Raw genomic sequence first — 25,628 nt, forward strand, 5'->3', positions numbered from 1 at the left:
CGGCGCGCGGACCCTCCCCCGCGGAGGGGGGAGGGTTCATCAGGCGGCGCGCTACGGCACCGGCGTTTCGTCATGCTGCCCGTCGAGCGTCACGCCCGCGCTCGGCACAGCGTCGGCCACCGCGTCCGCCCGGCGCAGGTCCGGGAAACTCGCCTCGGCCACCAGTTCGGCGAGCGCCTGGTCGAGCGGCAGGGTGCGGCTCTGCGGGCTGCCGAGGCGGCGGATCGAGACGGTGCGCTCCTCGCCCTCCTTGCGGCCGACGACCAGCATCACCGGCACCTTGGCGTGGGAATGCTCGCGGACCTTGTAGTTGATCTTCTCGTTGCGCAGATCGGCCTCGGCCCGCAGGCCCGCCGCGTCCGCCGCCTTCAGGACCTCGCGGGCATACGGGTCGGCCTCGCCGGTGATCGTCGCGACGACCACCTGGAGCGGCGCCAGCCAGAGCGGGAAGTGGCCGGCGAAGTGCTCGATCAGGATGCCGGTGAAGCGCTCCATCGAGCCGCAGATCGCCCGGTGCACCATCACCGGGGTCTTCTTCTGCCCGTCGGCATCGACGAAGAAGGCGCCGAACCGCTCCGGCAGGTTGAAGTCGACCTGCGTCGTGCCGCATTGCCAGTCGCGGCCGATGGCGTCGCGCAGCACGTACTCGAATTTGGGCCCGTAGAACGCGCCCTCGCCGGGATTGATCGCGGTCTTGATCCGCCCGCCGGACTGCTCCTCGATCTGGGCGAGCACCCGGGTCATCACCTCCTCGGCGTGGTCCCAGAGCGCGTCCGAGCCGACGCGCTTCTCCGGCCGCGTCGAGAGCTTCACCACGATCTCGTCGAAGCCGAAATCGGCGTAGGTGGAGAGGATCAGGTCGTTGATCTTCAGGCACTCGGCGGCGAGCTGGTCCTCGGTGCAGAAGACGTGGGCGTCGTCCTGCGTGAAGGCGCGCACCCGCATCAACCCGTGCAGCGCACCCGAGGGCTCGTAGCGCGAGACCGAGCCGAACTCGGCGAGCCGCAGCGGCAGGTCGCGGTAGGACTTCAGGCCGTGCTTGAAGATCTGCACGTGGCCGGGGCAGTTCATCGGCTTGATCGCGAAGACGCGTTCGTCCTCGGTCTTCGTGACGAACATGTTCTCCCGGTACCAGTCCCAGTGACCGGACGTCTCCCACAGGGCCTTGTCGAGGATCTGCGGCGCGTTCACCTCGGCGTAGTCGCCCTTCAGGCGCCGGCGCATGTAGGCGATGAGGGACTGGAACAGCGTCCAGCCCTTCGGGTGCCAGAACACCACGCCCGGCCCCTCCTCCTGGAAGTGGAAGAGGTCCATCTCGCGGCCGAGCTTACGGTGGTCGCGGCGCTCGGCCTCGGCGAGGCGGTTGAGGTAGGCGTCGAGATCGGCTTGGTTTGCCCAGGCCGTGCCGTAGATCCGGCTCAGCATCGGCTTCGTCGAATCGCCGCGCCAGTAGGCGCCGGCCACCTTCATCAGCTTGAAGGCGGTGCCGACCTTGGCGGTCGAGGTCATGTGCGGGCCGCGGCAGAGGTCGAACCACGTGCCCTGGCGGTAGATCCGCAGGTCCTCGCCCGGCGGGATCGCGTCGACGAGCTCGACCTTGAACGCCTCGCCCTTCTCCTCGAACAGCGTGCGCACGTCGTCGCGGGCCCAGACCTCCTTGGTGAAGGGGGCGTCGCGGGCGATGATCTCGCGCATCCGCGCCTCGATCGCCGGGAAGTCGTCCGGCGAGAACGGGGTCTCGCGATGGAAGTCGTAGTAGAAGCCGTTCTCGATCACCGGGCCGATCGTGACCTGCGTCTCCGGCCACAGCGACTGCACGGCCTCGGCGAGCACGTGGGCGCAATCGTGCCGGATCAGCTCCAGGGCGCGCGGGTCGGTGCGGTCGAGGAACTCGATGCGGACGTCCTCGGCGATCGTGTCGTCGAGGTCGCGCACCGTGCCGTCGAGCGCCATCGCGACGGTGCGCTTGGCCAGCGACTTGGCGATGCCCTCGACGACGGCGCGGCCGGTCACGGCCCCGTCGTAGGACCGCGTGGCGCCATCGGGAAATGTCAGGATCGGCATGGGCTTTTGAAGGCTCCTCGGGGCTCACTCCTGCGCACGGTGCAGGTAAGCCGGGTGGTGGACACACGTCCGGCGGGCTTGTTCTGCCGCGCACCGGACCGGCGCCGTATAGCAGCGAAGTGCGGGACATGTCAGGCACAGTCCCGAGCCTTCGTCCGGTGCCTTCGCGCTCAGCCCTCGACGCTCTCGCAGAGCGGCGGCGGCGCATTCACCCCGCGCCAGCGGCCGTACGCCCAGGGGCGGTGCCAGGCGGCGCCGGCGGGCGGCGCCTCCGGCACGAGGTCGATGCCGTGGGTGCCGAACGGGCCGCAGCGGCAGATGCGGGCCAATCCCATCCAGCCGCCGGCCCAGAGGCCGTGGCGCTGGATCGCCGCGTCGGTATAGGCCGAGCAGGACGGCCAGTGCCGGCACTGGCGCCCGACGAGGCCCGACAGGCTGAGCTGGTAGCCGCGGATCGCGAGATGCGCCGCGCGGCGGGCCGGGCTCACGCCGGCACCGCCTCTGACTTCGCGGCGATCTGGTCGAGGGCGTCGACCACCGCGTCGAAGGTGAGCAACGTCGAAGCGTGGCGCGCCTTGAAGTCCCGCACCGGCTCCAGGACCGCGAAGTCGGCGAACTGGCCGGCAGGCGCCGGTCCGTTCTCCTTCAGCATCCGCCGCACCGTGTCGCGCAGACCGCGCAAGTCCTCGGCGCTGGCGCCGACCACGTGGCGGGCCATCAGCGAGGAGGCGGCCTGGCCGAGCGCGCAGGCCTTCACGTCGTGGGCGAAGTCGGTGACCGTGTCGCCCTCGGTGACGAGGTCGACCGTCACGGTCGAGCCGCACAGCTTCGAGTGCTTGGACGCGCTCGCCGCCGGCGCCGGCAGCCGGCCGAGGCGGGGAATGTCGGCCGCGAGGGCGAGGATGCGGGCGTTGTAGATGTCGTCGAGCATGGCATTCGTACTTTGGACGAGAGGGGCCGCGGGACGGACGAATCGGGCTTGACCAGACCGATCGGACTTCGGTTTGACGAATGGATGGACTGAGGACGCGGTGACCTGCTGCGCGCCCGGCGCATTGCGCGCCGGAGCCGGATTCCCGATATAGGCGCGGTTACCCGGCTTCGCGAGGCGCGGCCGGGTCGGGGCGCATCTCAAGTCCCGGCATGGCTGCCCTTCTCGGCAGCCCGGATCTTGGAGGCGTGATGGATGCGGTGCTGAAGTCCTTGTCGGTCCGGGCCCCGGAGGCGGCCGACAAGCGCAGCGACGCCCCCCGGCCGGAGCGCGTCACCGAGCGCCCGACCCGCCAGGAGGCCGAGGCCGCCGTGCGCACCCTCCTGCGCTGGGCCGGGGACGACCCCGAGCGCGAGGGCCTGCGCGAGACGCCGCAGCGGGTGGTCAAGGCCTACGAGCAGATCTTCGGCGGCTACCGCCAGGACGCCGACGCCATCCTCGACCGGGTGTTCGAGGAGGTCGAGGGCTACAACGACATCGTGCTGGTGCGCGACATCGCCTTCCACTCGCATTGCGAGCACCACATGGTGCCGTTCATGGGGCGTGCCCACATCGCCTACTATCCGCGGCGCGGCGTCGTCGGCCTGTCGAAGCTCGCCCGCGTCGTCGACGCCTTCGCCCGCCGGCTCCAGACCCAGGAGACGATGACGGCCCAGATCGCCGAGACGATCGATTCGGTGCTGCATCCCCGCGGCGTCGCCGTGATGGTGGAGGCCGAGCACCTGTGCATGGCGATGCGCGGGGTGCAGAAATCCGGCGTCTCGACCCTCACCACCCAGTTCACCGGCGTGTTCAAGCAGGACCCGACCGAGCAGGTCCGCTTCCTCACCCTGGTCCGCGACCGGCGATGACCCCGCTTCCCACCTTCGCCGCCCCCGGCGACAAACGCGCGCTGGAGGAGGGCGAGACCTTCACCCCGCGCTTCGGCCCCGACGGGCTGATCACCGCGCTCGCGGTCGATGCCGATTCGGGCGCGGTCCTGATGCTCGCCCACATGAACGCCGAATCGCTGGCGCGGACGCTGGCCACCGGCGAGGTCTGGTACTGGTCGCGCTCGCGGGCTGAGCTCTGGCACAAGGGCGCCACGAGCGGGCAGATCCAGACGCTGGTCGAGATGCGGGTCGATTGCGACCAGGACGCGCTCCTGCTGCGCGTGCGCGTCGGCGGCGACGGCGGCTGCTGCCATACCGGGCGGCGGGACTGCTTCTACCGCGGGGTCGCGTACGATGCCGCGAGCGGGGCGGCGAGGCTGGTGCCGCGCGGCTCGTAGGGAGCGCGGATCACCCTGCCCCTGCGTGGGCAGGGGTGGCCCGACCCCCCTCCCCCGCGCTAGCACAGGCCCCGGACACCCGGATCCGGAGCCGCCCCTTGCCCGACGACCGCCAGCCGCCGCACCGCTTCAACGGCGCCCGCTACTGCCTGGAGGCCAATGCCCGGGAGCGCGGCGGCAAGCCGGCGCTGGTGATGGTCGGCGACGACGGCCGCACCGACGTCATGACCTTCGCGGAGGTCGACCGGGCGGTGCGCGGCGTCGCCGCGGGGTTGCGGGATCTCGGCCTGCCGGCGGGCGCCCGGGTGATGATCCGCATGGGCAACGACGCCGATTACGTCGTCACCTACTTCGCGGCGCTCGCCGCCGGGCTCGTGGCGCAGCCCTCCTCGCCCCAGCTCACCGCCGGCGAGGCGGCGTTCCTGATGCAGGATTCCGGCGCCGCGGTGATCGCGGCGGCCGACGATTGCCCCCTCGACCCGGAGGCCTGCCGCGGCCGGATCGTGCTGCGCCGCGACGACATCGCCCGCCTGCGCGCCGGCCCGCCGATCGAGACGTATGCCGACACCGCCGCCGACGATCCGGCGACGCTGGTCTACACCTCCGGCACCACCAGCCGGCCGAAAGGGGTGCTGCACGCCCACCGCACCATCTGGGGCCGGCGGCCGATGCACGATCACTGGCTCGGCCTGCGCGAGGACGACGTGGTGCTGCATGCCGGCACCATGAACTGGACCTACACCCTCGGGGTCGGCATCCAGGACCCCTGGGCGCGGGGCGCCACCACGGTGCTCTACAACGGCCGGCGCGACCCCGCCCTGTGGCCGGCGCTGATCGCCCGCCACCGCGCCACCCTGTTCGCGGCGGTGCCGAGCCTCTACCGGCAGATCCTCAAATACGCCGACCTCTCCGCCCACGACCTCTCGTCCCTGCGCCACGGCATCACGGCGGGCGAGGCGCTGTCGCCCCAACTGCTCGCCGAGTGGCAGGCCGCGACCGGCACGCCGCTCTACGAGGCGCTCGGGATGAGCGAGATCTCGACCTACGTCTCGACGAGCCCGCTTACCCCGATCAAGCCCGGCTCGCCGGGCCGGCCGCAGCCGGGGCGGCGCGTCGCGATCCTCCCCGTCGAGGGCGCGCCGGAGCCGCTGCCGGCCGGCGAGGTCGGGCTGCTCGCCATCCACCGCTCGGATCCGGCCCTGATGCTCGGCTACTGGAACCGCCCCGAGGAGGAGGCCGCCGTGATGCGGGGCGACTGGTTCACCGGCGGCGACCTCGCCTCGCTCGATCCCGACGGCTACGTCTGGTTTACGGGCCGCAACGACGACATCATGAACGCCTTCGGCTACCGGGTGTCGCCGAACGAGGTCGAGAGCGTGCTGATCGCCCATCCCGACGTGCAGGAGGTGGCGGTGACCGAGCTGCCCGTGCGCGACGACGTGCGGGTGATCGCCGCCTTCGTGGTGCCGAAACCCGGCGCCGCGCCGCGGCGGGACGCGCTGCTGGCCTGGTGCGGCGAGCGGCTCGCCGCCTACAAGTGCCCGCGCGAGGTCGTGTTCCTGGAGGCGCTGCCGCGCACGCCGAACGGCAAGGTGCAGCGCAAGCGGCTGGCCGCCGGGTGAGGGCGCCACGGGAATACGATCGTCGTGGTATCGTCCGCGCGCCGATGTCTCCCCTCGTGACCGTCACGCTCCATCGCCGTCCCGGGGCCGCGGGAGCGGTGCCCGGGATGACGCCGCGGGATGCATGTCGGTCGGCCGACGCGAGACAGGCGTCGAGGCCGGCCGGACCGGCAGGGACCCGCGCCGCATGAGCCGGGACGACGCCGGGACGCGGGCCGGCTTGCGCCCCGATGTCCCGGGCACCGCCGCCTTCGGCAAGTTCATGCGGGTGCTGCAGGCGGTGGCGGACGCGCCCGACGGTGCCACGGTCGCGCGGCTCGCGCACGGCCTGCGGCTGCCGCGGCCGACGGTGCACCGCATCGTCGCCGCCCTGGCGGCGGAGGGCCTCGTGACCGACGAGGACGGGGTCCTGCGTCTCGGGCCCCGCCTCGTCAGCCTCGCCTTCCGCTCCTTCGACGGCTCGCTCCTGCGCCAGGCGGCGCGCGAGCCCCTGCGGCGCCTGCGCGACGACCTCGACGAGACGGTGCATCTCGCGGTGCCCGATCACGGCGAGATGGTCTACGTCGACAAGCTCGAGAGCCACCGCACCGTGCGCATGGCCTCGCGCATCGGCACGCGGGTGGCGCTGCACACCAGCGCCGTGGGCAAGGCCTGGCTCGCGACCCTGCCCGAGCCCGAGCTGGTCCCCCTGCTCTCCCGGCTCCCCCTGCCGGCTCGCACCCCCCACAGCCTCACCGACCGGGACGCCCTCTCCCGCGCGGTCGCCGAGACACGCGCGCGCGGCCACGCCCTCGACCTCCAGGAGAACGAGCTCGACATCTGCTGCTACGGCATGGCCCTCCACGGCGCCGGCCGCCGGGTGCTCGGCTGCATCAGCGTCAGCCTGCCGCGCTACCGCTTCGAGGCGGTCGCCGCCGAGACGGTGCTCGCGGCGATGCGGGCCTGCGCCGAGGGCGTGGCGCGGGTCGCGGGCGCCCGCTGATCCCGTGCGCATCGCGCGGTTCCGCCGCGCAGCAAAGGTTGTGCCCCAGAGTGTCGCGCTGTGCTAAGGCCACGCCCGGGCGGTCGCGGGACCGCCGGGAGTCGCGGACGAGAGGGCGACGAGCAGTGACGGATCGCCGCGAAACCGACCGGATCGATGCCGAGATCGGCCGCTCCGCCCCGAGCCACGATCCGTTCGCCGCCGCCGTGCGGGCGACGCGGATGCCGATGCTGATCACCGATCCGCACGGGCCCGACAACCCGATCATCTTCGCCAACGCCGCCTTCACCAAGCTCACCGGCTACACCCGCGACGAGGTCCTGGGCCAGAACTGCCGCTTCCTCCAGGGACCGGAGACCGACCGCGCCGACGTGGCCAAGATCCGCGACGCGATCGAGCGTCGCGTCGCCATCGAGATCGACCTTCTCAACCACAAGAAGAACGGCGAGCGGTTCTGGAACCGGCTGCTGATCTCGCCGGTCTTCGGCGAGGACGGCGAACTGACCTACTTCTTCGCTTCGCAGTTCGACGTCACGCTGGAGCGCGAGCGGCTGCGCGACCTCGGCGAGGCCCTGCGCCGGCGCGAACAGATGCTCGACGCCCTGGTGCGCTCGTCCTCCGAGGTGCGCTACCGGATCAGCGCCGACTGGAGCCGGCTGTACCAATTGTCCGGCGGCGACTTCCTGGCCGACACGACCTCGGCCAGCACCGACTGGGTCGAGAGCTACATCCCGCCGGAGGATCGCGGCGCCTTGCGGGCCGAGATCGAGCGGGCGATCCGCACCAAGACCTCCTACAGCCTTGAGCACCGGGTCTACCTCGCCGACGGCTCGGTCGGCTGGGCCTCGTCGCGGGCGGTGCCGGTGCTCGACGAGGAGGGCCGGATCACCGAGTGGTACGGCGCCGCCACCGACATCACCGGTCGCAAGGAGGCCGAGGCCGCCTCGCACGACCTCAACCTCTCGCTCGGCCGGCAGGTCGCCGACCGCACGGCCGAGATGCGCCTCTACGGCGACATCGTCCAGTCGAGCGCCGCCCCGATCTGCGCCTTCGACACCGGGTACCGGCTGATCGCCTTCAACCAGGCCCACAGCGACGAGTTCTACCGGATCTTTGGCCACCGGGTGCGGGTGGGCGAGGTGTTTCCCGACCTGTTCCCGCCGGACCAGGGCGCGGTGATGCGCGGGTTCATGGACCGGGCGCTCGCCGGCGAGACCTACACGGTGACCGAGGAATTCGGCGATCCGGACTTCGCCAAGCCCGCCTGGGAGGTCTCCTACTCGCCCCTGCGCGACGGCGAGGGTCGGGTGATCGGCGCGTTCCACTTCGCCAAGGACATCTCCGACCGGCTGCGGGCCGAGGCCGAGCTCGCCGCGACGCAGGAGGCCCTGCGCCAGTCGCAGAAGATGGAGGCGGTGGGCCAGCTCACCGGGGGCCTCGCCCACGACTTCAACAACCTGCTCGCCGGCATCTCGGGCTCGCTGGAGCTGATGCAGACGCGCCTCGCGCAAGGCCGGTTCAAGGACGTCGAGCGCTACATGGCGGCGGCGCAAGGGGCGTCGAAGCGCGCCGCGGCGCTGACTCATCGGCTGCTCGCCTTCTCGCGCCGCCAGACCCTCGATCCGCGGCCCACCGACGTCGACCGGCTGGCGCGCGGCATGCACGACCTGATCCAGCGCACGGTCGGGCCCGGCATCACCCTCGAGGTGGTCGAATCGCCCGGGGCCTGGCCGGCGCTCGTCGATCCCTCGCAGCTCGAGAACGCGCTGCTCAACCTCTGCCTCAACGCCCGCGACGCGATGCCCGACGGCGGGCGCATCACCGTCTCGACCGCCAACCGGACGCTGGATGCCCGGACCGCCCGCCGGCACGACATGCCGGAAGGCGAGTATGTGCGCCTGCGCGTGACCGATACCGGCACCGGGATGAGCCCGGAGGTGATCGCCCGGGTGTTCGAGCCGTTCTTCACCACGAAGCCGATCGGCGAGGGCACGGGCCTCGGCCTGTCGATGATCTACGGCTTCGCGCAGCAATCGGGCGGGCAGGTGCGCATCGCCTCGACGCCCGGCGAGGGCACGACCGTCAGCCTCTACCTGCCGCGCCACGCGGGCGCGGTGCCCGGCGAGGACGAGACCGGGACGGCGGCGCCGCTGGCGCGCTCGACGACGGGCGAGACCGTGCTCGTGGTCGACGACGAGCCGACCGTGCGGATGCTCGTCGCCGACATCCTGGAGGATCTCGGCTACGCCGCGATCGAGGCCGGCGACAGCGCGGCCGGCCTCAAGGTGCTGCGCTCCGACGTGCGGATCGACCTCCTCGTCACCGATGTCGGCCTGCCCGGCGGCATGAACGGCCGCCAGATGGCCGAGGCCGCCCGCGAGACCCGGCCCGACCTCAAGGTGCTGCTGATCACCGGCTACGCCGAGACCGCGATCCTCGGCCACGACAGCCTCGGCCCCGGCATGACGGTGCTGACGAAGCCCTTCTCGATCGAGTCGATGGCCGCGCGGATCCGGTCGATGATCGAGGCCGGGCGGGAGCGGGAGCGGCGGTCGTAAGACCAACGGTCGTTGAAAACGACCTTTGGTTCCGTTCTCGAGTTTTCGCCAAGCCAAAGGCTTGGCGTCGAAAATTCGAGATGGATCAATGGCCCCCTCGATCCCAGGCCTGCCCGGGATCGAGGGGGCCATTGGTACAAGCCCTCACGCCGCCCGCACCGTCGCGAGGAAGCGTCTCACCTCGTCGGTGAGGCTCTCGGACTGGTGCGACAGGGCACAGGCCGAATCGAGCACCTGCGCGGCCGCGACCCCGGTCTCCTCCGCGGCGCCCGCCACCCCGGCGATGTTCTCCGTCACCGCGCCGGTGCCGGAGGCCGCGCGGGTGACGTTGCGGACGATCTCCTGGGTCGCCGCGCCCTGCTCCTCCACCGCCGCGGCGATCGAGGTCGAGACCTGCGAGATCTCGCGGATGCGCCGGGCGATGGCGTCGATCGCGCCGACCGCCTGCGCGGTCGAGCCCTGGATGCGGCCGATCTGGCCCGTGATCTCCTCGGTCGCCTTCGCGGTCTGGCCGGCGAGTTCCTTCACTTCCGCCGCCACCACGGCAAAGCCGCGGCCGGCCGCCCCGGCGCGGGCCGCCTCGATCGTGGCGTTGAGCGCGAGCAGGTTGGTCTGGCCGGCGATCGACGAGATCATGCCGACGACGTCGCCGATCCGGGCGACCGCGTGGCTGAGGTCCTGCACCAGGGCGCCGGTCCGGTCGGCCTCGGTCACCGCGGCGCGGGCGAGGGACGCCGAGCCGTCGACCTGCCGGCCGATCTCGCCCACCGAGGCGCCGAGCTCCTCGGCGGCGGCCGCGACCGTGCCGACATTGCCCGCCGCCTCCTCGGCGGCGCTCGCCGCGCCCGCCGACCGCTCGGCGGTCTCCCCGGCCGTGGCCGTCATGGTCCGGGCGGTGGCCTGGAGCTCGGTGGCGGAAGCCGCGACCTGTCCGACGATGCCGCCGACCGCCCGCTCGAAGGCGTCGGCCATCTCGCGCATGCCGGCGCGGCGCTGCGCCTCGGTCGAGGCGCGGGCGAGCGCCGCCTCCTCCTCCAGGGCGCGGGTACGGATCAGCCCGTCCTTGAACACCTGGACCGCGCCGGCCATCCGGCCGATCTCGTCGCGCCGCGTCGTGCCCTCCACCGCCACGGTGGTGTCGCCGGCGGCGAGCCGCTCCATGGTGCGCGCCATCGCGACGACCGGGCCGGCGACGCCGCGCTGGAGGATCAGCCAGGCGAGGACGAGCGCCGCCGCGCCGGCCGCCGATGCGACGACGATGGTGGTGTCCCGGGCGCCCGCGCCGGCCGCCGCGGCGGTCTCGCTGCTCCGGCGGATCATCGCCTCGGCGCCGGCCGCGATCTCAGCCAGCGCCTGGCGGGCGGCCTTCAGCGCGGGGTCGATCTGCTCGCGGCCGACCCGCAGGGCCTGGTCCTGCTGGCTGCCGAAGGTCTTGGTGATGAGGTCGTCCGTCGCCTCGAAGGCCTGGTTGAACCGGGCCAGGACCTGGTCGGCGCCCGCCCTCGCCTCGGGCATCAGGGCCTTCAGCCGGTCGAGCCGGCCCGGCAGGCCCGCGGCGATCGCCTTGGTCTCCTTCTCCAGCGCGTCGATCTCGGTCATCGAGCTCTCGGAGACGATGCGGTTCACCACCGCCCCGTAGCGCGTCAGCTCGATCTGCACCTCGGATGCCGCCCGGTCGGCCGCGACGTCGCGCCGGAGCACGTCCTGGTAGGTCTGCGCGATGAGGCTCATCCGCGACAGGGCGAAGCCGCACAGGCCCGCCAGGATGACGAGCAGCAGGCCGACGGGAATCGCCGCCTTGGCGAGGATCCGCATGTTGTCGAGGCGCGAACGAAGCACGATGCCGCTCCCGGTGGGCAAAGATGCGCGGAAGCGTAGCCGGGTTTGATTGATGTGGGATTAATGTCTCTGCGGGTCGTCCCTCGCGCGCGCAACAATCCGGACGCGGTGCCGCCTGGATGACGGCGCGCTGCTGGAGAAGGATCGATCTCGACCGCCGATGCGAGGCGGCGCGATTCTCGCTCTACTTCGCGGGAGTGTTAGGCCTCGCGGTCGGCCAGGCGCAGCGACCAGATCAGGGTTCCGGCCTCGTCGACCAGCCACAGGGCGTTCACCTGCTCGTCGGCCGGCGTCGTCTCCCGGGCGTTGGCGAGGCGCACGGCCTCCTGGCGGTCCGCCGCCGCGACGATCTCGTCGATCAGCGTGGGCCCGATCTCCCCGTTCGGGGCGCGAACCGCTCCGCGCAGTCGGTATGCCGGCATCTGTCCCGTGGCTCCTCGGTCGCGTCCCGTCCGCTCGCCTGCGGCTGGGGCCGCTGGCCGCACAGGTTCTCGGGCGGGAACGGCTTTCATCAAGGACCGGGACGGATGCGGCGCATCGGCGCTCCCCGAAAGGCCGTCGCCCGCGAGCGGGCCGCTCACGCCGCCACGGTCAGCCCGTGCGCCGGGCGGTCCAGCGCCCCGTGCAGGGGCTGATCCCCGACAGGCTCCAGCGCCCGCTGCCGGCCGAGCCGCGCAAGGTGCCGCTGACCGCGACGCTGGCGAGCCCGCTGCGGATCGTGCCGGTGATGCGGCCGTCGGCGCCGGCCCGGCCGGAGGCGTCGACGCCGTTGCCCCCGGCATCGTCGACGATGCCGTCGCGGATCACGATCGGGTAGCGGTACGGCCCGGTGCAGCTCCCGGTCTCGGCGGTGGCGACGACCGACCAGGCGCCGTCGAAGCGGTTGGCCGCGGGCGCGGCCAGGGCCGGAAGAGCGACGGCCGGGAGCGCGAAGGCGAGGAACAGGGCCGGCGCGAGGACCGGGCGGCGAAGCGGTGTCATGGTCTCCTCTGGGGCTGATCCCCGCCGGTCCGGGCCGGCCGCGATGGCCGGCAGGACGTCGGCGGGGGTTGGCTCGTCGACGGAGCCGGGCACGGACGGGGGAACATGCCGTGCCCGGCCCGCGACCGTCCCGGACGCCTCGGGGGATAGCGCCGGAACGATGGGGACGCCCTGATCGGGCGAAGGGGGTGACGCCCTCGCGGGGCCCGCCGCTCAGGCGGTGCCGGACGGGACCGCGAGGGTCCGGTTGAGGTCCTGCCCGAGGCGGTCGCGGGCCCGGCTGACGCGGCTCTTCACGGTGCCGGCCGGGCAGCCGATGACATCGGCGGCGGCCTCGTAGGACAGGCCCTCGACGGCGACCAGCAGCAGCGCCTCGCGCTGCGCCGGCTCGAGCCGGTCGAGGGCGCCCTGGAGATCGCGCAGGGCCGCCCGGTGCTCCTGCTCGGCGGCGCTTGCCAGGGCGGCGGCGTGGACCCCTTCGGGATCCGCCACCTCGAGGCGGTACTTGCGGCGCCCGTTGAAGAAGCCGTTGCGCAGGATCGCGAACAGCCAGGCCGACAGGCTGGATCCGGGGGCGAACTGGCGCCGGTGCTCCCAGGCCTTGAGCAGGGTGTGCTGCACCAGGTCGTCGGCATCCGCAGCGTGATGGGTCAGGGACAGGGCGTAGCGGCGCAGGCGCGGCACCGCGCCGAGGAGCCCGGCCTTGAACGCCGCCGGCACCTCGTGACCCGTCCCGTTCCCGGCCGCGTCGAGGGCGAGGGTCAGGCGCGCGAGGACCTGGCCCAGGGCCGAGTCGGCCTCGAGCGCGACGACCTCGGGATAGTACTCCCGCAGGAGCCCGCCGAGATGCGATGGGATCAGGGCGGCGGCGGTCTCCGTCATGGCGACCGAGTCTGGCAGCGCGTCGTCTGTTCGCACGGAAAGGGACCCGTAAACGCTACTCATATCGGACTAGACCGGTCGGCTGGTACGGGAGCATCCCGTGGGGCAGCGCGCCGGACCGGCCCTGGTGCGTCTTATTTCTGGTCGCCGGCAATTACGTCAATGATACGAATCTACCGGTGAATCTCGTTGTCCGGCGGGAACCCTGTAGCGCGCGATCCGTTTGTGCTCCGTTGCCCGAGCGGCAAAGGACACACAGAAGGGATCGAGAGAGCCGTGACCGCAGGCGTCGACAGGCACGAACTCCGGCAGATCATCGCCGGCCTCAGCGAGGGGGTGATCCTGGTCGAGCCCGACCAGACCATCGCCTACGCCAACGAGGCCGCGCTCGCGATGCACGGCGCCGAGAGCCTGGACGAAATCGGCCCGACGGTCGACGCCTACCGGGAGCGCTTCGCCCTGCGCTACCGCAACAACCGCGCGCCGGAGAACTACCCGATCGAGCGCGTCGTCGCCGGCGAGCGCTTCCATGACGTGGTGGTCGAGGTGACGCGCACCGACAAGCCGGATGTCGGCTTCGTGCATTCCCTGCGCAGCCTCGTCGCCACCGACCGGGAGGGCAAGCCGAGCTGCCTGGCGCTCATCCTCAAGGACGTGTCGGACCAGTTCGAGGCCGAGGAGCGCTTCGAGCGCACCTTCAACGCCAACCCGGCGCCGGCCATCATCACGCGGCTGTCCGACCTGCGCCACGTCAAGGTCAATGCCGGCTTCCTGGAGATGACCGGCTACACCCGTGACGCCGTGATCGGCCGCAGCGTCTACGAGGTCGACGTGCTCGCCAACGCCCGAAACCGCGACCTCGCGGTGTCGCGGCTCAATGCGGGCGGCACGATCCCCCAGATGGAGGCGCGGCTCGAACTGCCCGACGGCAACGGCCGCTTCGTGATCGTCGCCGGCCAGCCGATGGAGATGGGCGACGAGCCCTGCATGCTGTTCACCTTCGCCGATCTGGAGCTGCGCCGGAAGGCCGAGACGGCGCTCCGCCAGAGCGAGGAGCGCTTCGCCAAGGCGTTCCGCCTGACGCCCGTCCCGACGCTGCTCGCCCGCGCCGAGGATTTCCAGGTCACGAGCATCAACGAGGCCTTCGGCCGGGTCTTCGGCTTCGGCGAGGACCGGGTGGTCGGCCGCACCCCGGCGGAGTTCGGGCTGTGGGTCTCCGACGAGCAGCGCGCGCGCTTCGAGGGCGTGCTCCTGCGCACCGGCTACGTGCTCGGGCTCGAGGTCTGCCTGCGCCACGAGAACGGTGCCGACCTCGACTGCCTGGTTTCGGCCGAGCGGGTGACGATCAGCGACGCCGAGTTCATCCTGATGGTCCTCCAGGACATCACCGAGCGCAAGCACACCGAGCGCGAGCTGTTCGACGCGATCGAGACGGTGATGGCCGACACCTCCTGGTTCAGCCGCGGGCTGATCGAGAAGCTCGCCAACCTGCGAAGGCCCGGCCGCGAGGCCCCGGGCGACGCGGTGCCCGACCTGACCCTGCGCGAGCGGCAGATCCTGAACCTGATCTGCTCCGGGCTCGACGACGACGGCATCGCGCGCAAGCTCGGCCTGTCGCGCAACACCGTGCGCAACCACGGCGCCGCGCTCTACCGCAAGCTCGGCGTGCACCGCCGCACGGAGGTGATCCTGTGGGGCCGCGAGCACGGTTTCCCGCTCCAGGCATCCGGTAGTTGAAGTTCAGACTACCGGTATTTCCTTACCATTGAAGAGGCGCGAGGCAGTCACATCTGCAAGCCGGTCTGAGTTCTCCCACGTCCACCGAGGTGCTCATGACCAGACGCGCGCCCACAACTTCCACCGAGCAGGTCAAGGGCTCGGTGAAGGAGGCCATCGGCAAGCTCACCGGCGATGTCCGGGTCGAGGCCGAGGGCCGGCGTCAGAAGGGCGAAGTCGACACTCCGCAGGGCGCCGGCAGGCGCCCGCGGGGGAGCGGACCTCGCGAGGACTGACGACGACCGTCATCCGGCGCCCCGTGCGGGGCGCCGCCCTGTTCCACCGACCGACCCCAAAGGAGACTTGAACCATGGTCGATACCGATCGCATCACCGGCGCCGCCAAGGAACTCGGCGGCAAGATCCAGAGCGCCGTCGGCGACCTGACCGGCTCGCACCGCGACTCGGCCGAAGGCCGCTTCCGCGAGGCGCAAGGTGCGGCCGAGAACGTCTACGGCCAGGCCAAGGACACCGCCCGCCACGCCTCCGACCGCGCTCAGGACTACGCCGGCCGCGCCGCCGACCGGGCCCACGACTTCGCCGAGGACGCGCAGGACTACGCCGAGGACGCCTACGAGCGCGGCACCCGCTCGCTGCGCCACGGCGCCCGGCAGGTCAGCCACCAGGTCGCCGAGTACCCGCTCGCCTCGCTGGTGATCGCCGGCCTCGTGGGCTTCGGCCTCGGCCTGCTCGTCAACGCCAACCGCGACTGACCTCGACCGCATCGCGACCGGCGGCCCCGGCGCGGCGCGATCCGCCCGGGGCCCCCTCCCGATGCCCGAACGACCCGGAGTAACGACGTGACCATCCAGACCCCCGTTTCCCCCCTCTCGACCGCGGCGCAGGCCGATACCCGCGCGGTCCTGCTCAACCAGGTCTCCTGGGGCGCCATCTTCGCCGGCGCCGTCACCGCCCTGGTGACCCAGGTGATCCTCAACCTCGTCGGCGTCGGCGTCGGCCTGTCCTCGGTCGGCACCAACGCCGCCGACAACCCGGCCGCCTCGACCGTCTCGATGGGCGCGGGCCTGTGGTTCGTGATCTCGGGCATCGTCGCCTCGCTCGTCGGCGGCGCCATCGCGGGCCGGCTCTCCGGCAAGCCGCTGCCGGGCGCGGCTGCCCTGCACGGCCTGGTCTCCTGGGCGGTGACGACGCTCGTGGTCATCTACCTCATCACCTCGGCGGCGAGCGGCCTCGTCGGCGGCACCCTGAGCACGGTCTCGGGCGCGCTCGGCGGCGCCGGCAACCTCGTCGGCGGCACGGTGCAGACCGCCGCCCAGGCCGCGGCCCCGTCGCTGTCGAAGATCCAGAACCCGCTCGAGGGCATCGAAGACAAGGTGCGCCAGCAGGCCGCCGGCCAGGACCCGCAGGCCGCCCGTGACGCCGCCGTGGCCGCCGTGCGCGCCGTGCTGACCGGCGACGCGGCCCAGAAGGAGCAGGCCAAGAACCGCGCCGCCGACGCGCTGGCCAAGGCCCAGGGCATCTCGCCCGACCAGGCCAAGGCCCAGATCGACGACTACCAGAAGCAGTACGAGCAGGCGGTCGCCACCGCCAAGCAGAAGGCCGAGGCCGCGGCGGTCGCCGCCAAGTCGGCCGCGACGCAGGGCGCGTTCTACGCCGCCATCGCGCTGCTGCTCGGCGCCGCCGCCGCCTTCTTCGGCGGCCGCCTCGGCGCCCCGAAGCTGGTCGGCGCCGACTACACCGCCCGCCGCGTCTGACGCGGGTCACCGGCTCCCGCCCCGGCGGGAGCCCTCCCCTCCCCCCTCGAACCTGAAGGAGCAATTCCGATGAGCAGCACCACCGACAAGCTCAAGGGCCTGGCCAACGAGGCGCTCGGCAACGTCAAGCAGGGCGTCGGCAAGGTCACCGGCAACGATCACCTCGTCGCCGAGGGCAAGGCCCAGGAGCTGAAGGGCGAGGCCCAGCGCACCGTCGGCGAGGCCAAGGACGGCATCAAGAACGTCGCCGACCACCTCACGGGCCGCAAGTAAGGCCTTCAAGCAAGGCATCGCAATCCGGCGGCGGGATCGTCCCGCCGCCTCGTCCAGTCGAAAAATCTCAGGAGGACAGCATGAACCGCGACGAGTTCCGTGGCGCGTCCCGTCACCTGAAGGGCCGCATCCAGACCGCCATCGGCGGCCTTCGGGGCGATCCGGCCCAGCAGGTCCGCGGCGCCGCCAACCAGGTGGCCGGCGGGGCCCAGTACGCCTACGGCCGCGCCCGTGATCGGGCCGAGGACGTCATCGACGACGGCCGCCACCTCGCCCACACCGCCCGCGAGCACGCCGAGGATTTCGCCGACACCGCCCGCGAGCGCGCGGAAGACCTCGCCCGCACCGCCCGCAAGCGCGCCGACCGGGCGCTGGCGGACGGGCGCCACGTCGCCCGCGAGGCGCGCAGCCGCGGCGAGGCCTATCGCCGGCAGGCCCTGGCCTATGCCGACGGGCACCGCACCAACACCGTGCTCGGCCTCGCCGCCCTCGCCTTCGCGGCGGGCTGGCTCATCCGCCGCACGCGCTAGAGGCCGGCGCCGACCGCACCCCATTCGCCGAGGCGGTGACCGCTTCGGCGAACCGCAAACAGCGAGATCGATGGTCGCGGCTCGGCAGGATCGAGCCTGAATTATTTCAGGATCTTTTCTCGCTGGCAAACGTTTCAATCGACAACGATCGAACTGTTAGAGGGAAACTCAGCGATGCTGCGCAAGATCTTCATGCTGTTCATCCTGCCGAAGCTGATCGCGCGGTTCAACCGCCGCGGTGCGACGCCCCGGCATGGCCGGACGTACTGATCCGGCAGGACCGATCAACCGCGCCGCGCACACGAGCACCCAGAGGATACACGACAGGGTCATGAAGCTTCCCCTCGTCATCGCCGCGACCGTCGCGGCCATGGTCGCCGGCAGCCCGGCCTCGGCCACCCCGGCCGAGACCGCGGCCGGCGCCGCTCTCCTGCGCGGCGACCTGCCGACGGAGTTCTCGCAGTACCGCCGCTACGGCCGGCCCTACGGCTATCGCCGTGGCTACGGCTTCCGCGGCGGCTACGGCCGCGGTTACGGCTACCGCCGCGGTCCGGTCGTCGGCGCGGCGGTCGGGGCCGGCGTGGCGGGTCTCGCCGCCGGCGCGATCATCGGCGGGGCCATCGCCAGTTCGCAGGCCCAGGCCCGCCCGGTGGTGGTCGAGGGCGGCCCCGACCCGGAGACGGTCGCCGCTTGCGCCCGCCGCTTCCGCTCCTACGACCCGGCGAGCGGCACCTACCTCAGCAACGACGGCACCCGCCGGCCTTGCCCCTGACACCCGGCCCCTGACACCCGCGCACCGTGCGAAGGAAGGCCGCCGTCCCGCCCGGGACGGCGGCCTTCTCGCGTGAAGGGCGAGCGAACCCGGGCACGCTTCCCGCCGTTGTGACGGCATGACAGGTCGCGCCACCACCCCCGCCCGCTCCCTCCCGCCCGCCGCCGCCCTCGCCCTGGCGGGGGCCGCCGCACTCGGCGCCGGCGCGGTCGAGAACGGGCGCCGCGCCCGCGCGGCCGAGCACGCGACGCCGCCGGTCGGGCGCTTCGTCGAGGTCGGCGGCACGCGGCTGCACGTGCTGGAGCGCGGGCACGGGCCCGCCCTCGTGCTGCTGCACGGCAACGGCAGCCTGATCCAGGACTGGCTCGTCAGCGGCCTCGTCGAGCGGGCGGCCGAGACGCATCGGGTCATCGCCATCGACCGGCCCGGCTTCGGCTACAGCGAGCGGCCGCGCAGCCGGATCTGGACGCCGACGATGCAGGCCGGGCTGATCCGCGGCGTCCTGCACAGCCTCGGTGTCGAGGCGGCCGCCGTGCTCGGCCATTCCTGGGGGGCGCAGGTGGCGGTCGCGCTGGCGCTCCAGGATCCAGGCCGGGTGCGGGCGCTCTTCCTCGAATCCGGCTACTACTTCCCCTCGCCCCGGATCGACGGCCTGCTCTTCGCCCCCCAGGGCCTGCCGGGCCTCGGCGACCTCATCAGCCACACCCTCGCCCCGGTGACGAGCCGCCTGCTCTGGCCGCGGATCCTGTCGCGGCTGTTCGGGCCGAGCCCGGTGCCGGAGCGTTTTTCCCGCGACTTCCCGGTCGAGATGCTGCTGCGACCCGCGCAGCTGCGCAGCGCCGCCGCCGAGTCGGTGCTGCTGGTGCCGGACGCCTTCGCGCTCCGGCCGCATTACCGGGACCTGCGCATGCCGGTGACCATCCTCTCCGGCACCGGCGACCGGCTGCTCTCCCACGCCGGCCAGGCGGTGGCGCTCCACCACGAGATTCCCGGCAGCCGCCTCGTCGCGGTCGAGGGCGCCGGCCACATGCTGCACCAGATCGTCCCCGACCGCGTGCTCGCCGCCCTCGCCGGCGATTGAGACGATGTCTTGGAACCGGCAAACGTCCCTTGACCGGGCATGTGACGGAGCGGCAAGTCGCGGACGGCTCCGGTCTCGGCTAGGAGGAGAACGATCTCCGCCGGCCCCGCGCCGGCGGCTTCCTCCTTCTGTGCGGACTCTTGCGACGTGACGATCCTGAAACGCGCGCGGCGCCTCGCCGAGACGGGGCGCCAGTGGTTCGTGCCGCCCCCGGGCCCGGTCGCCTGGGGCCGGCTGTACAATTGCGGCGTCCTCGTCGCCCTCAACCCGGAGGCCGAGGCCGACGGCGTCGGGCTCACCCTGGCCCAGGGCCACGAGCGCGAGCAAACGCTGCCGATCCGGCGCCGCTTCACCGAGGGCGACACCACCTATCTTCACGCCGCCCTCGATCCGGCGCTGCTCGCGGCACACGGCACCCTGCGGCTGACGGTGACCGAGCCGGGCCGGGCCGACCAGCAGCGGATCGCGGTCGGGCCGGGGCGCCACACGCTCCACCTCGACGGCGTCGTCGACGGCGTCATCGACGGCTGGGTCTCGTCGCTGTCCGCCGAGCCGCTTCCCGTCGTGCACCTCGTGGTCGACGGGCTGGAGGGCGAGCCGGTCCGGCCCGGGCTCTACCGGCCGGAGCTGCGCTTCGGCGGCCGGGAGGGCGGCTGGAACGGCTTTCGCCTCGCCCTCCCTTCCTGGGCCCTCGACGGGCAGCCGCACACGATCGCCGTGCGGGCCGGCGATACCGTCGCGGAGGTGGGCTCCTACGCGCCGCGCCTGCGCTCGAGCCTCCATGTCGAGGCGCCGAGCCGCGTCACCGGCTGGGTGTTCGACGAAGCCGGCCCCGACCGGCCGACCATCGTGCGGGCGGTGCGCAACGGCGAGGACGTGGCGCGGGTCGAGACCCACGGGCGGCCCGATCTCCTCGAGCTGTTCGGCCGGCACTCGGCCGCCTTCGCCTTTCCGCCCGGCGCGCTGAAGCCCGGCACCGACCTCGCGGTCGGCCCCGTCGGCGCCGGCGAGGTGATCGGCCACCTGCGCGGCACGATCGAGCTTGCCCGGGCCGAGGCGCGAGCGCTGCTGCGGCCGAACGCACCGGCGACGACCTACGCGGAGCGCCGGCGCTTGCGCGACCGCCTGGTGGCCGCGGTGCGGCCCGGAGGGGGCGCGCAGCTCGTCCTCGGCGAGCCGGCCGCCCCCGAGATCCTGCCGGAGAGCGGCCGCACGCCGCCCCCGGCCTGCGCGATCGTGCCGGTCTATAACGGGCTCTCCGACCTGAAGGCCTGCATCGCCTCGCTCCTGCCGCAGCTGTCGCCCGGGCGGATGCGGGCGCTGGTGATCGACGACGCCTCGCCCGACGCGAACGTCACCCGCTACCTCGACGACCTCGCGGCCGAGCGGCATCCGGGCCTGACGGTCCTGCGCAACCGCGAAAATCTCGGCTTCATCGGCACGGTCAACGGCGGGCTCGCCCTCCTGGAGCCGGGCGAGGACTGCATCCTCGTCAACGCCGACACGGTGCTGGCGCCCCGCGCGCTGGAGAAGCTGGGCCTCGCCTGCCACCGCGGCCCCGGCATCGCCAGCGCCACCCCGCTGTCGAACAACGCCACCATCCTGGGCTTCCCGGGCATGCCGGAGGCGCAAGGGCCGCTCCTCGGCCTTCCGCCGGCGGCGATCGACGCCGCCCTGGAGGCGGCCTCACCCCAGCCGGTCGAGATCCCGACGGGAATCGGCTTCTGCCTCTACATGAACCGGCAGGCCCTCGACGAGGTCGGAGGCTTCTCGCCCGAATGGGGCCGGGGCTATTGCGAGGAGGTCGACTGGTGCCTCACGGCCCGCGACCTCGGCTGGATCCACGTCGCCGCCACCGACACCTATGTCGAGCACGAGGGCTCGGTGTCGTTCGGCAAGGGGGAACGGCTGGCGATCCTGGAGCGCAACCACGCCCGGCTCGTCGGCCTCTATCCGGAGTACCAGGACGAGGTCGACGCCTTCCTCGCCGCCGACCCGCTCCGGCCGCTGCGGCTCTCGGTGTTCGCAACCCTGCTCGCCGGACGGGTCCGGCGGCTGACCCTGCATGTCGGCCACGGCTTCGGCGGCGGCGCGACGCGCTACGTCGACCAGATCCGCGGGCTCGCCCGGGCGACGAACCACGGAATCGGCCACCTCGCTCCCGCCGGCCGGCGCCTCGCCCTCGAGGTCGAGGGCGCCGCGGTGACCCTGGCGCCGGACGACCTGTTCGCCCTCCTCGAGGCGCTGGAGGAGGCGGGCGTCGCGATCGACCTCCACCTCAACGCCCGCTTCGGCTATGGGTCCGCCGTCCTCGACCGGCTGCTCTCCGGCCGCTGGCCCTACGCGGTCACGCTGCACGACTACCAGTGGTACTGCCCGAGGGTGCACCTCGTCGACGGGCGCAACTTCTACTGCGAGGAGCCGCCGGCCGACATCTGCCGCCACTGCACGGTGAGCGCGGTCCCATACGACTACGCCGACCAGAACGCCCTGATGGGCGGCGGGCTCGACGGCTGGCTGGCGACGAACGAGCGCATCCTGCGCGGGGCCCGGCACCTGGTGGCGCCCTCCCGCGACACCGCCGAGCGCTACGCCCGCCGCCTCGGCCTGTCGAACATCGCGGTCGTACCGCACCCGGACGCGGCGGAGCCTCTGTCCGCGCGGCCGGCCAGGTCGCGCGCCGGCGCGGTGCGGGTCGCCCTCGTCGGCGGCATCGGCCCCCACAAGGGGTTCGAGCTGGTGGTGGCGCTCGCCGAGCGCGCCGCGCGCGAGCGCCGGCCGATCGCCTTCACGGTGATCGGCAGCGTCTCCGACCGCGACCGGGCGGAGCGCGCTCCAAACCTCACGGTGACGGGCGCCTACGACCCGGAGGACCTGCCGCAGCTCCTGGCCGAGGCCGATCCCGACTACGTGTTCCTGTCGAGCGTCTGGCCCGAGACCTATTCCTACGTCCTGTCGGAGGTCTGGGCCGCGGGCTATCCGGTCGTCGCCTTCGACGTCGGTGCTCCGGCGGAGCGCATCCGGGCCGAGGGCGGCGGGATCCTGCTTCCGTTCAGCCGCGACACCGCGCTCGTGCTCGACGCCCTGATGGCCGCCCGCGGCCAGCTGGCGGATGTCTCGATCCCGACCCTGCCGGCCGTGGCGCCGAGCCTCGCGGCCTACGAGGCGGCGATGGCGGCGGGCGGGACCAGGGTCGAGGGCGAGGGATTCTGACGCGTCGGACGCTTCATCGTCGATAGATCGGCGGCGGCGAGAATGTGGGCCCACAGCCGCGTTCTCGGTGCCGCCGCTCTCCCTCGCGAAGCCTGCGGCAGGAAATCGGGCGGCGTGGTCAGCCGCGCGCACCCTCGCGAAAGGCCGGCTTCTGCAACCGCTCTTCCATGAGATTGATTCTGCTTTCCAGCAGGTCGATCTCGATCGTCGCCCTCCGGCTCTGCCGCCGCGCATGCCAGAGGACGAAGAAGCCGGCCATGCCCGTCGCAACGATGGGCAGAAGGGAGCGGGCGATGTCGCCGAGAACGATCATTTCAGCGTACCCAGATAAGCTCTGCCTGCCATATGTAGGATGACCGCGAGCGCGAGGCAAAGGAGGCCAACCAGCCCCTGAATCCAAAAAGTCGGCTGGCCTAGCTTCTCGAAAAGCTTCTCTCCAAACACAGGCGTAAACAGCCCCGTCACAATCAAAGCTCCGGCAATCGTATTAATGAAATTCGCAGTCAATTTCACCCTTTCGTTGTTGACAATTCTTATTTGCTCCGCTTCTTTCTTGAGACGCTCCAATTCGTCGATCGCTGCGCTCGAAGCATGGGCCTGAGAAAGAACCGGCTGAGAACCGGGCATAGCGTACGCGAATCTCCACGGCGGGGACCCGTGCAGCATGCCGCCAAGACCACGTCCCTGCAAATCGTGTTTTTCTCGCAGACCTGTGCCGCGCGTACGCAGCGTCAGAAGGGTGAGGTGCGACGTTTCGGGCATTGCCGTCGTCATTTGCCGCGCGGTGGCGCCTCGCCCGCCCCGACATAAAACAAGGATGGGCTTCCTGGTCGTTCAGGCTCTCCCTTGCAGACATGAACGAGAATTTGTGACCACGCGGCTTCAGCGAGCGGACGTGCACGGCAGCCGGCACGAACGCTCGCAGCTTGCGCCTCACGCGCTCAACCGCCTCGCCGGATAGGCGTCGGCCGCCACGAGGGCGCGGGCCATGGTCTCGTGCTCGGCGTCGAGGATCGCCTGGGCGATGCGGCTGACGAGGTCGCAGCTCGCCGCATCGAGGGCGGCGTCGTTCCCGGCCCGGGCGGCCGCGGCCAGCGCCGAGCCCTCCTGCATCACGATGGCGCGGGCGATGCGGACCGCGTCCGCGACGGCTTCGTAGGGGCGAGGCATCGGCAACTCCACGGGGATCGGCCAGCGCCGCAGGCACCGGGGGCCGCCGCGAGGGCCGCCCTACGTTTGCCGCTGGGTCATCGAAACCCCGCAGGAGCGAAAACTGTTCCGGAGATGCGGCGACCCGCGCCGCCGGGCGCGGGCCGCGAGGGCGCGGTCATGGATGGGCCATCGCCGCGAGCGTGGTGCCGTCGCTGCCGATGTCGTCGGGGCCGGTCATGCCGAGCAGCTCGATCAGCCGGCCGCGGGCCCGGCTGACCCGGCTCTTGATCGTGCCGACGGCGACGCCGCAGATCTCGGCCGCCTCCTCGTAGGTGAAGTTCTGGGCGCCCACCAGCACCAGCGCCTCGCGCTGGCTGGCCGGCAGGGTGCTCAAGGCCGCCTGGAAGGCCGAGAGCTCGACCCGCGCCTCCTGGTCCGGCAGCGCCGTCAGGCGGCCGGCCATCACCCCGTCGGCATCCTCGACCTCGCGCCGGCGCTTGCGCTGCTCGGAGTAGAACAGGTTGCGCAGGATGGTGAACAGCCAGGCGTAGAGGTTGGTGCCGGGGGTGAAGCTGTCGGCCTTGGTCCAGGCCCGCACCAGGGTCTCCTGCACGAGGTCGTCGCTGCGGTCGAGGTCGCGGGTCAGCGAGAACGCGAAGGCGCGCAACGCCGGGATCGACCCGAGCAGCAGCGCCCGCATCTCGGGATCGACGGGCGACATCAGGGTGGGTTTGGCGGGGCTCATCGCGCGTCCTCCTGCCCGGTCTCCTCGGCCGCAGGCCCGGCCGTCGGCGGGGTGCCGGCATCCAGCCCGGCGATGAGCGCCGCGAAGCGCTCCGGCACCGGGGCGCTCAGGAGGTCGGAGTAGTGGGCGCGCAGGGCCCGGCCGAGCCGGCGCCGCGTGAGCGCGTCGAGCTCGCCCTTGCCCGCCGCCTGTCCCGGCCGTCCCCGGGAACGCGGCTCCGGTCCGGCCGGAGCGTCGGTATCGGTCTCGTCGTCGCGCATCGCCGCCTTCAGCCTCGCGGCTGCCGGGGCCGGGTCGCGGGAGGCGGAATGCCTGCCGGGACCGCGGCGCGCCGATCGAGAGCCGCCTCGTGCTTCGTTGGGCGCCGCAATAAAGCCGTGGATTTTAATGCGATCTGAAAACGATATTCAGCAAACCTTAATCCAGGCTTGGCCGTATAAACCGAGCTTGTCTATACGGAAGCAAGACGTCAAGCCAGGCAGGACGACGGCGATACGCCTCGCATCTGCGCGCGGGGGCCTTGTCGGGGCCGCGCGCCCCTTCCGCGGGAGCCTGCGCCCGGGACGATCCCGTGCCAGGCACGAACAGGTTGCCGCAGGCCGCGACGTGCATCCCCGCACAAGTGTGACCCGACCGCGCTTGTCCGGCGGCCCGGGGCACCTACCCTAGGGCCTTCAGATTCTCAGCGGGGATGACACCTTGAACCCGACGTCGCTTCGTGCGCCCGCCGCCACCGCGGCCTTCGTGACGCTCCTGACCCTGACATCCCTGGCGGCGACCCCGGCCCTCGCCCAGCGGGACGACCAGGGCCTGCAGATGAATTGTGCCGGCGACTACTTCAAGCTCTGCGCCGGGGCCGACCCGGACAGCCCGGAGGTGGAGCGCTGCTTCGCGCGCAACCGGTCGAAGCTCTCGGCCCAGTGCCGGGCGGCGATCACCGCCTACGACCGCAAGACCGGCGGGACCAAGGGCGCCGACGAGCAGTAGAAGCGAAGGGGGACGCGGGACCCGTCCCCCGCCTCCAGAGGACTTCACGATCGCGCTGCGATCGCGAAGCTCTCTAGAGCGTGTTATGAACTTATGACGTAGCGTGGGCGTTGAGGGGTATGAGCGCCGATCGCCCCGCCTACCCGTCCGACGTGTCCGATGAAGAATGGGCGCTGGTGGCGCCGTACCTGGCGTT

Annotated in this window: 27 protein-coding genes; 15 read left to right on the top strand and 12 right to left on the bottom strand. The window is 72.2% G+C overall.

The genetic code is table 11. From position 1 onward, the window contains the following. Positions 1-51: 51 nt before the first annotated feature. The 3 genes from thrS to ACS5PV_RS15335 all read right to left on the bottom strand — a co-directional run bounded on the left by thrS (position 52) and on the right by ACS5PV_RS15335 (position 2,995). Positions 52-2,064: a threonine--tRNA ligase gene (gene thrS / locus ACS5PV_RS15325; protein ID WP_455396189.1), complete on the bottom strand. Its 2,013-nt coding sequence runs from the start codon at positions 2,062-2,064 to the stop codon at positions 52-54. 170 nt (positions 2,065-2,234) lie between these two features. Beyond that, positions 2,235-2,552, bottom strand: a complete 318-nt coding sequence (gene yidD, locus ACS5PV_RS15330; protein ID WP_455396190.1) for a membrane protein insertion efficiency factor YidD — start codon at positions 2,550-2,552, stop codon at positions 2,235-2,237. Continuing rightward, positions 2,549-2,995 (bottom strand): iron-sulfur cluster assembly scaffold protein, encoded by a 447-nt coding sequence (locus ACS5PV_RS15335; protein WP_455396191.1) that lies wholly within the window; start codon positions 2,993-2,995, stop codon positions 2,549-2,551. The genes yidD and ACS5PV_RS15335 overlap by 4 nt, the downstream gene beginning before the upstream one ends. A 251-nt stretch (positions 2,996-3,246) precedes the next feature. Between ACS5PV_RS15335 and folE the strand changes: the two genes are divergently transcribed. From folE to ACS5PV_RS15360, 5 genes are all read left to right on the top strand, one after another. After that, positions 3,247-3,906, top strand: coding sequence for a GTP cyclohydrolase I FolE (folE, locus tag ACS5PV_RS15340; protein ID WP_455396223.1), 660 nt, complete (start codon positions 3,247-3,249; stop codon positions 3,904-3,906). Continuing rightward, the gene (hisI, locus tag ACS5PV_RS15345; RefSeq protein ID WP_455396192.1) at positions 3,903-4,325 is read left to right on the top strand and encodes a phosphoribosyl-AMP cyclohydrolase; all 423 of its coding nucleotides are present in this window, start codon (positions 3,903-3,905) and stop codon (positions 4,323-4,325) included. The genes folE and hisI overlap by 4 nt, the downstream gene beginning before the upstream one ends. A 98-nt stretch (positions 4,326-4,423) precedes the next feature. Next, positions 4,424-5,947 (top strand): acyl-CoA synthetase, encoded by a 1,524-nt coding sequence (locus ACS5PV_RS15350; RefSeq protein WP_455396193.1) that lies wholly within the window; start codon positions 4,424-4,426, stop codon positions 5,945-5,947. Positions 5,948-6,134: 187 nt separating this feature from the next. Further along, complete coding sequence (locus ACS5PV_RS15355; RefSeq protein WP_455396194.1) at positions 6,135-6,929, top strand: IclR family transcriptional regulator; 795 nt, start codon at positions 6,135-6,137, stop codon at positions 6,927-6,929. Positions 6,930-7,054: 125 nt separating this feature from the next. Continuing rightward, the gene (locus ACS5PV_RS15360) at positions 7,055-9,487 is read left to right on the top strand and encodes a PAS domain S-box protein (protein ID WP_455396195.1); all 2,433 of its coding nucleotides are present in this window, start codon (positions 7,055-7,057) and stop codon (positions 9,485-9,487) included. Positions 9,488-9,631: 144 nt separating this feature from the next. Here the strand turns inward: ACS5PV_RS15360 and ACS5PV_RS15365 are convergent, their stop codons facing one another. The 4 genes from ACS5PV_RS15365 to ACS5PV_RS15380 form a co-directional block, all read right to left on the bottom strand. Further along, a complete protein-coding gene (locus ACS5PV_RS15365; RefSeq protein ID WP_455396196.1) occupies positions 9,632-11,326 on the bottom strand; it encodes a methyl-accepting chemotaxis protein in 1,695 nt (564 codons plus the stop codon). A 200-nt stretch (positions 11,327-11,526) separates the two neighbouring features. After that, complete coding sequence (locus ACS5PV_RS15370) at positions 11,527-11,748, bottom strand: hypothetical protein (RefSeq protein ID WP_455396197.1); 222 nt, start codon at positions 11,746-11,748, stop codon at positions 11,527-11,529. Between the two features lie 169 nt (positions 11,749-11,917). Further along, positions 11,918-12,307 (bottom strand): hypothetical protein, encoded by a 390-nt coding sequence (locus ACS5PV_RS15375; RefSeq protein WP_455396198.1) that lies wholly within the window; start codon positions 12,305-12,307, stop codon positions 11,918-11,920. A 213-nt stretch (positions 12,308-12,520) separates the two neighbouring features. Continuing rightward, entirely contained in the window at positions 12,521-13,189 is a 669-nt protein-coding gene (locus tag ACS5PV_RS15380; RefSeq protein ID WP_455396199.1) for a sigma-70 family RNA polymerase sigma factor, read from the bottom strand. 276 nt (positions 13,190-13,465) lie between these two features. Here ACS5PV_RS15380 and ACS5PV_RS15385 point away from each other — a divergent pair, with 276 nt between their 5' ends. From ACS5PV_RS15385 to ACS5PV_RS15425, 9 genes are all read left to right on the top strand, one after another. Then, a complete protein-coding gene (locus ACS5PV_RS15385; protein ID WP_455396200.1) occupies positions 13,466-14,926 on the top strand; it encodes a PAS domain S-box protein in 1,461 nt (486 codons plus the stop codon). Between the two features lie 95 nt (positions 14,927-15,021). After that, entirely contained in the window at positions 15,022-15,201 is a 180-nt protein-coding gene (locus ACS5PV_RS15390; RefSeq protein ID WP_455396201.1) for a CsbD family protein, read from the top strand. Positions 15,202-15,275: 74 nt separating this feature from the next. Then, complete coding sequence (locus ACS5PV_RS15395) at positions 15,276-15,677, top strand: CsbD family protein (RefSeq protein ID WP_455396202.1); 402 nt, start codon at positions 15,276-15,278, stop codon at positions 15,675-15,677. Positions 15,678-15,764: 87 nt separating this feature from the next. Then, positions 15,765-16,679, top strand: a complete 915-nt coding sequence (locus ACS5PV_RS15400) for a PhnA-like protein (RefSeq protein WP_455396203.1) — start codon at positions 15,765-15,767, stop codon at positions 16,677-16,679. A 69-nt stretch (positions 16,680-16,748) separates the two neighbouring features. Beyond that, positions 16,749-16,952: a CsbD family protein gene (locus ACS5PV_RS15405; protein ID WP_455396204.1), complete on the top strand. Its 204-nt coding sequence runs from the start codon at positions 16,749-16,751 to the stop codon at positions 16,950-16,952. Positions 16,953-17,032: 80 nt separating this feature from the next. After that, positions 17,033-17,482: a CsbD family protein gene (locus ACS5PV_RS15410; protein WP_455396205.1), complete on the top strand. Its 450-nt coding sequence runs from the start codon at positions 17,033-17,035 to the stop codon at positions 17,480-17,482. 331 nt (positions 17,483-17,813) lie between these two features. Beyond that, a complete protein-coding gene (locus ACS5PV_RS15415; RefSeq protein ID WP_455396206.1) occupies positions 17,814-18,254 on the top strand; it encodes a BA14K family protein in 441 nt (146 codons plus the stop codon). A gap of 118 nt (positions 18,255-18,372) precedes the next feature. Beyond that, on the top strand, positions 18,373-19,335 hold the full coding sequence (locus ACS5PV_RS15420; protein WP_455396207.1) for an alpha/beta fold hydrolase: 963 nt from the start codon (positions 18,373-18,375) through the stop codon (positions 19,333-19,335). A gap of 147 nt (positions 19,336-19,482) precedes the next feature. Further along, positions 19,483-22,548, top strand: a complete 3,066-nt coding sequence (locus ACS5PV_RS15425) for a glycosyltransferase (RefSeq protein WP_455396208.1) — start codon at positions 19,483-19,485, stop codon at positions 22,546-22,548. Positions 22,549-22,666: 118 nt separating this feature from the next. On the opposite strand, the gene ACS5PV_RS15430 is transcribed toward ACS5PV_RS15425, so the two are convergent. The 5 genes from ACS5PV_RS15430 to ACS5PV_RS15450 form a co-directional block, all read right to left on the bottom strand. Next, positions 22,667-22,861, bottom strand: a complete 195-nt coding sequence (locus tag ACS5PV_RS15430) for a hypothetical protein (protein WP_455396209.1) — start codon at positions 22,859-22,861, stop codon at positions 22,667-22,669. After that, on the bottom strand, positions 22,858-23,310 hold the full coding sequence (locus ACS5PV_RS15435) for a hypothetical protein (RefSeq protein WP_455396210.1): 453 nt from the start codon (positions 23,308-23,310) through the stop codon (positions 22,858-22,860). The genes ACS5PV_RS15430 and ACS5PV_RS15435 overlap by 4 nt, the downstream gene beginning before the upstream one ends. A gap of 171 nt (positions 23,311-23,481) precedes the next feature. After that, positions 23,482-23,718, bottom strand: a complete 237-nt coding sequence (locus tag ACS5PV_RS15440; protein WP_455396211.1) for a hypothetical protein — start codon at positions 23,716-23,718, stop codon at positions 23,482-23,484. 157 nt (positions 23,719-23,875) lie between these two features. Beyond that, positions 23,876-24,421 (bottom strand): sigma-70 family RNA polymerase sigma factor, encoded by a 546-nt coding sequence (locus ACS5PV_RS15445; RefSeq protein ID WP_455396224.1) that lies wholly within the window; start codon positions 24,419-24,421, stop codon positions 23,876-23,878. A 20-nt stretch (positions 24,422-24,441) separates the two neighbouring features. Beyond that, positions 24,442-24,705 (bottom strand): NepR family anti-sigma factor, encoded by a 264-nt coding sequence (locus ACS5PV_RS15450; RefSeq protein ID WP_455396212.1) that lies wholly within the window; start codon positions 24,703-24,705, stop codon positions 24,442-24,444. 439 nt (positions 24,706-25,144) lie between these two features. Here ACS5PV_RS15450 and ACS5PV_RS15455 point away from each other — a divergent pair, with 439 nt between their 5' ends. Next, positions 25,145-25,432, top strand: coding sequence for a hypothetical protein (locus ACS5PV_RS15455; protein ID WP_455396213.1), 288 nt, complete (start codon positions 25,145-25,147; stop codon positions 25,430-25,432). Positions 25,433-25,628: the final 196 nt, after the last annotated feature.

Source organism: Methylobacterium sp. Gmos1 (assembly GCF_053764715.1).

Coding starts and splice junctions, on each gene's coding strand:
- thrS (WP_455396189.1), bottom strand. CDS start 2,064: ATGCCGATCCTGACATTTCCCGATGGCGCCACGCGGTCCTACGACGGG.
- ACS5PV_RS15335 (WP_455396191.1), bottom strand. CDS start 2,995: ATGCTCGACGACATCTACAACGCCCGCATCCTCGCCCTCGCGGCCGAC.
- folE (WP_455396223.1), top strand. CDS start 3,247: ATGGATGCGGTGCTGAAGTCCTTGTCGGTCCGGGCCCCGGAGGCGGCC.
- hisI (WP_455396192.1), top strand. CDS start 3,903: ATGACCCCGCTTCCCACCTTCGCCGCCCCCGGCGACAAACGCGCGCTG.
- ACS5PV_RS15355 (WP_455396194.1), top strand. CDS start 6,135: ATGAGCCGGGACGACGCCGGGACGCGGGCCGGCTTGCGCCCCGATGTC.
- ACS5PV_RS15370 (WP_455396197.1), bottom strand. CDS start 11,748: ATGCCGGCATACCGACTGCGCGGAGCGGTTCGCGCCCCGAACGGGGAG.
- ACS5PV_RS15375 (WP_455396198.1), bottom strand. CDS start 12,307: ATGACACCGCTTCGCCGCCCGGTCCTCGCGCCGGCCCTGTTCCTCGCC.
- ACS5PV_RS15380 (WP_455396199.1), bottom strand. CDS start 13,189: ATGACGGAGACCGCCGCCGCCCTGATCCCATCGCATCTCGGCGGGCTC.
- ACS5PV_RS15390 (WP_455396201.1), top strand. CDS start 15,022: ATGACCAGACGCGCGCCCACAACTTCCACCGAGCAGGTCAAGGGCTCG.
- ACS5PV_RS15395 (WP_455396202.1), top strand. CDS start 15,276: ATGGTCGATACCGATCGCATCACCGGCGCCGCCAAGGAACTCGGCGGC.
- ACS5PV_RS15405 (WP_455396204.1), top strand. CDS start 16,749: ATGAGCAGCACCACCGACAAGCTCAAGGGCCTGGCCAACGAGGCGCTC.
- ACS5PV_RS15410 (WP_455396205.1), top strand. CDS start 17,033: ATGAACCGCGACGAGTTCCGTGGCGCGTCCCGTCACCTGAAGGGCCGC.
- ACS5PV_RS15415 (WP_455396206.1), top strand. CDS start 17,814: ATGAAGCTTCCCCTCGTCATCGCCGCGACCGTCGCGGCCATGGTCGCC.
- ACS5PV_RS15420 (WP_455396207.1), top strand. CDS start 18,373: ATGACAGGTCGCGCCACCACCCCCGCCCGCTCCCTCCCGCCCGCCGCC.
- ACS5PV_RS15430 (WP_455396209.1), bottom strand. CDS start 22,861: ATGATCGTTCTCGGCGACATCGCCCGCTCCCTTCTGCCCATCGTTGCG.
- ACS5PV_RS15435 (WP_455396210.1), bottom strand. CDS start 23,310: ATGCCCGAAACGTCGCACCTCACCCTTCTGACGCTGCGTACGCGCGGC.
- ACS5PV_RS15440 (WP_455396211.1), bottom strand. CDS start 23,718: ATGCCTCGCCCCTACGAAGCCGTCGCGGACGCGGTCCGCATCGCCCGC.
- ACS5PV_RS15445 (WP_455396224.1), bottom strand. CDS start 24,421: ATGTCGCCCGTCGATCCCGAGATGCGGGCGCTGCTGCTCGGGTCGATC.
- ACS5PV_RS15450 (WP_455396212.1), bottom strand. CDS start 24,705: ATGCGCGACGACGAGACCGATACCGACGCTCCGGCCGGACCGGAGCCG.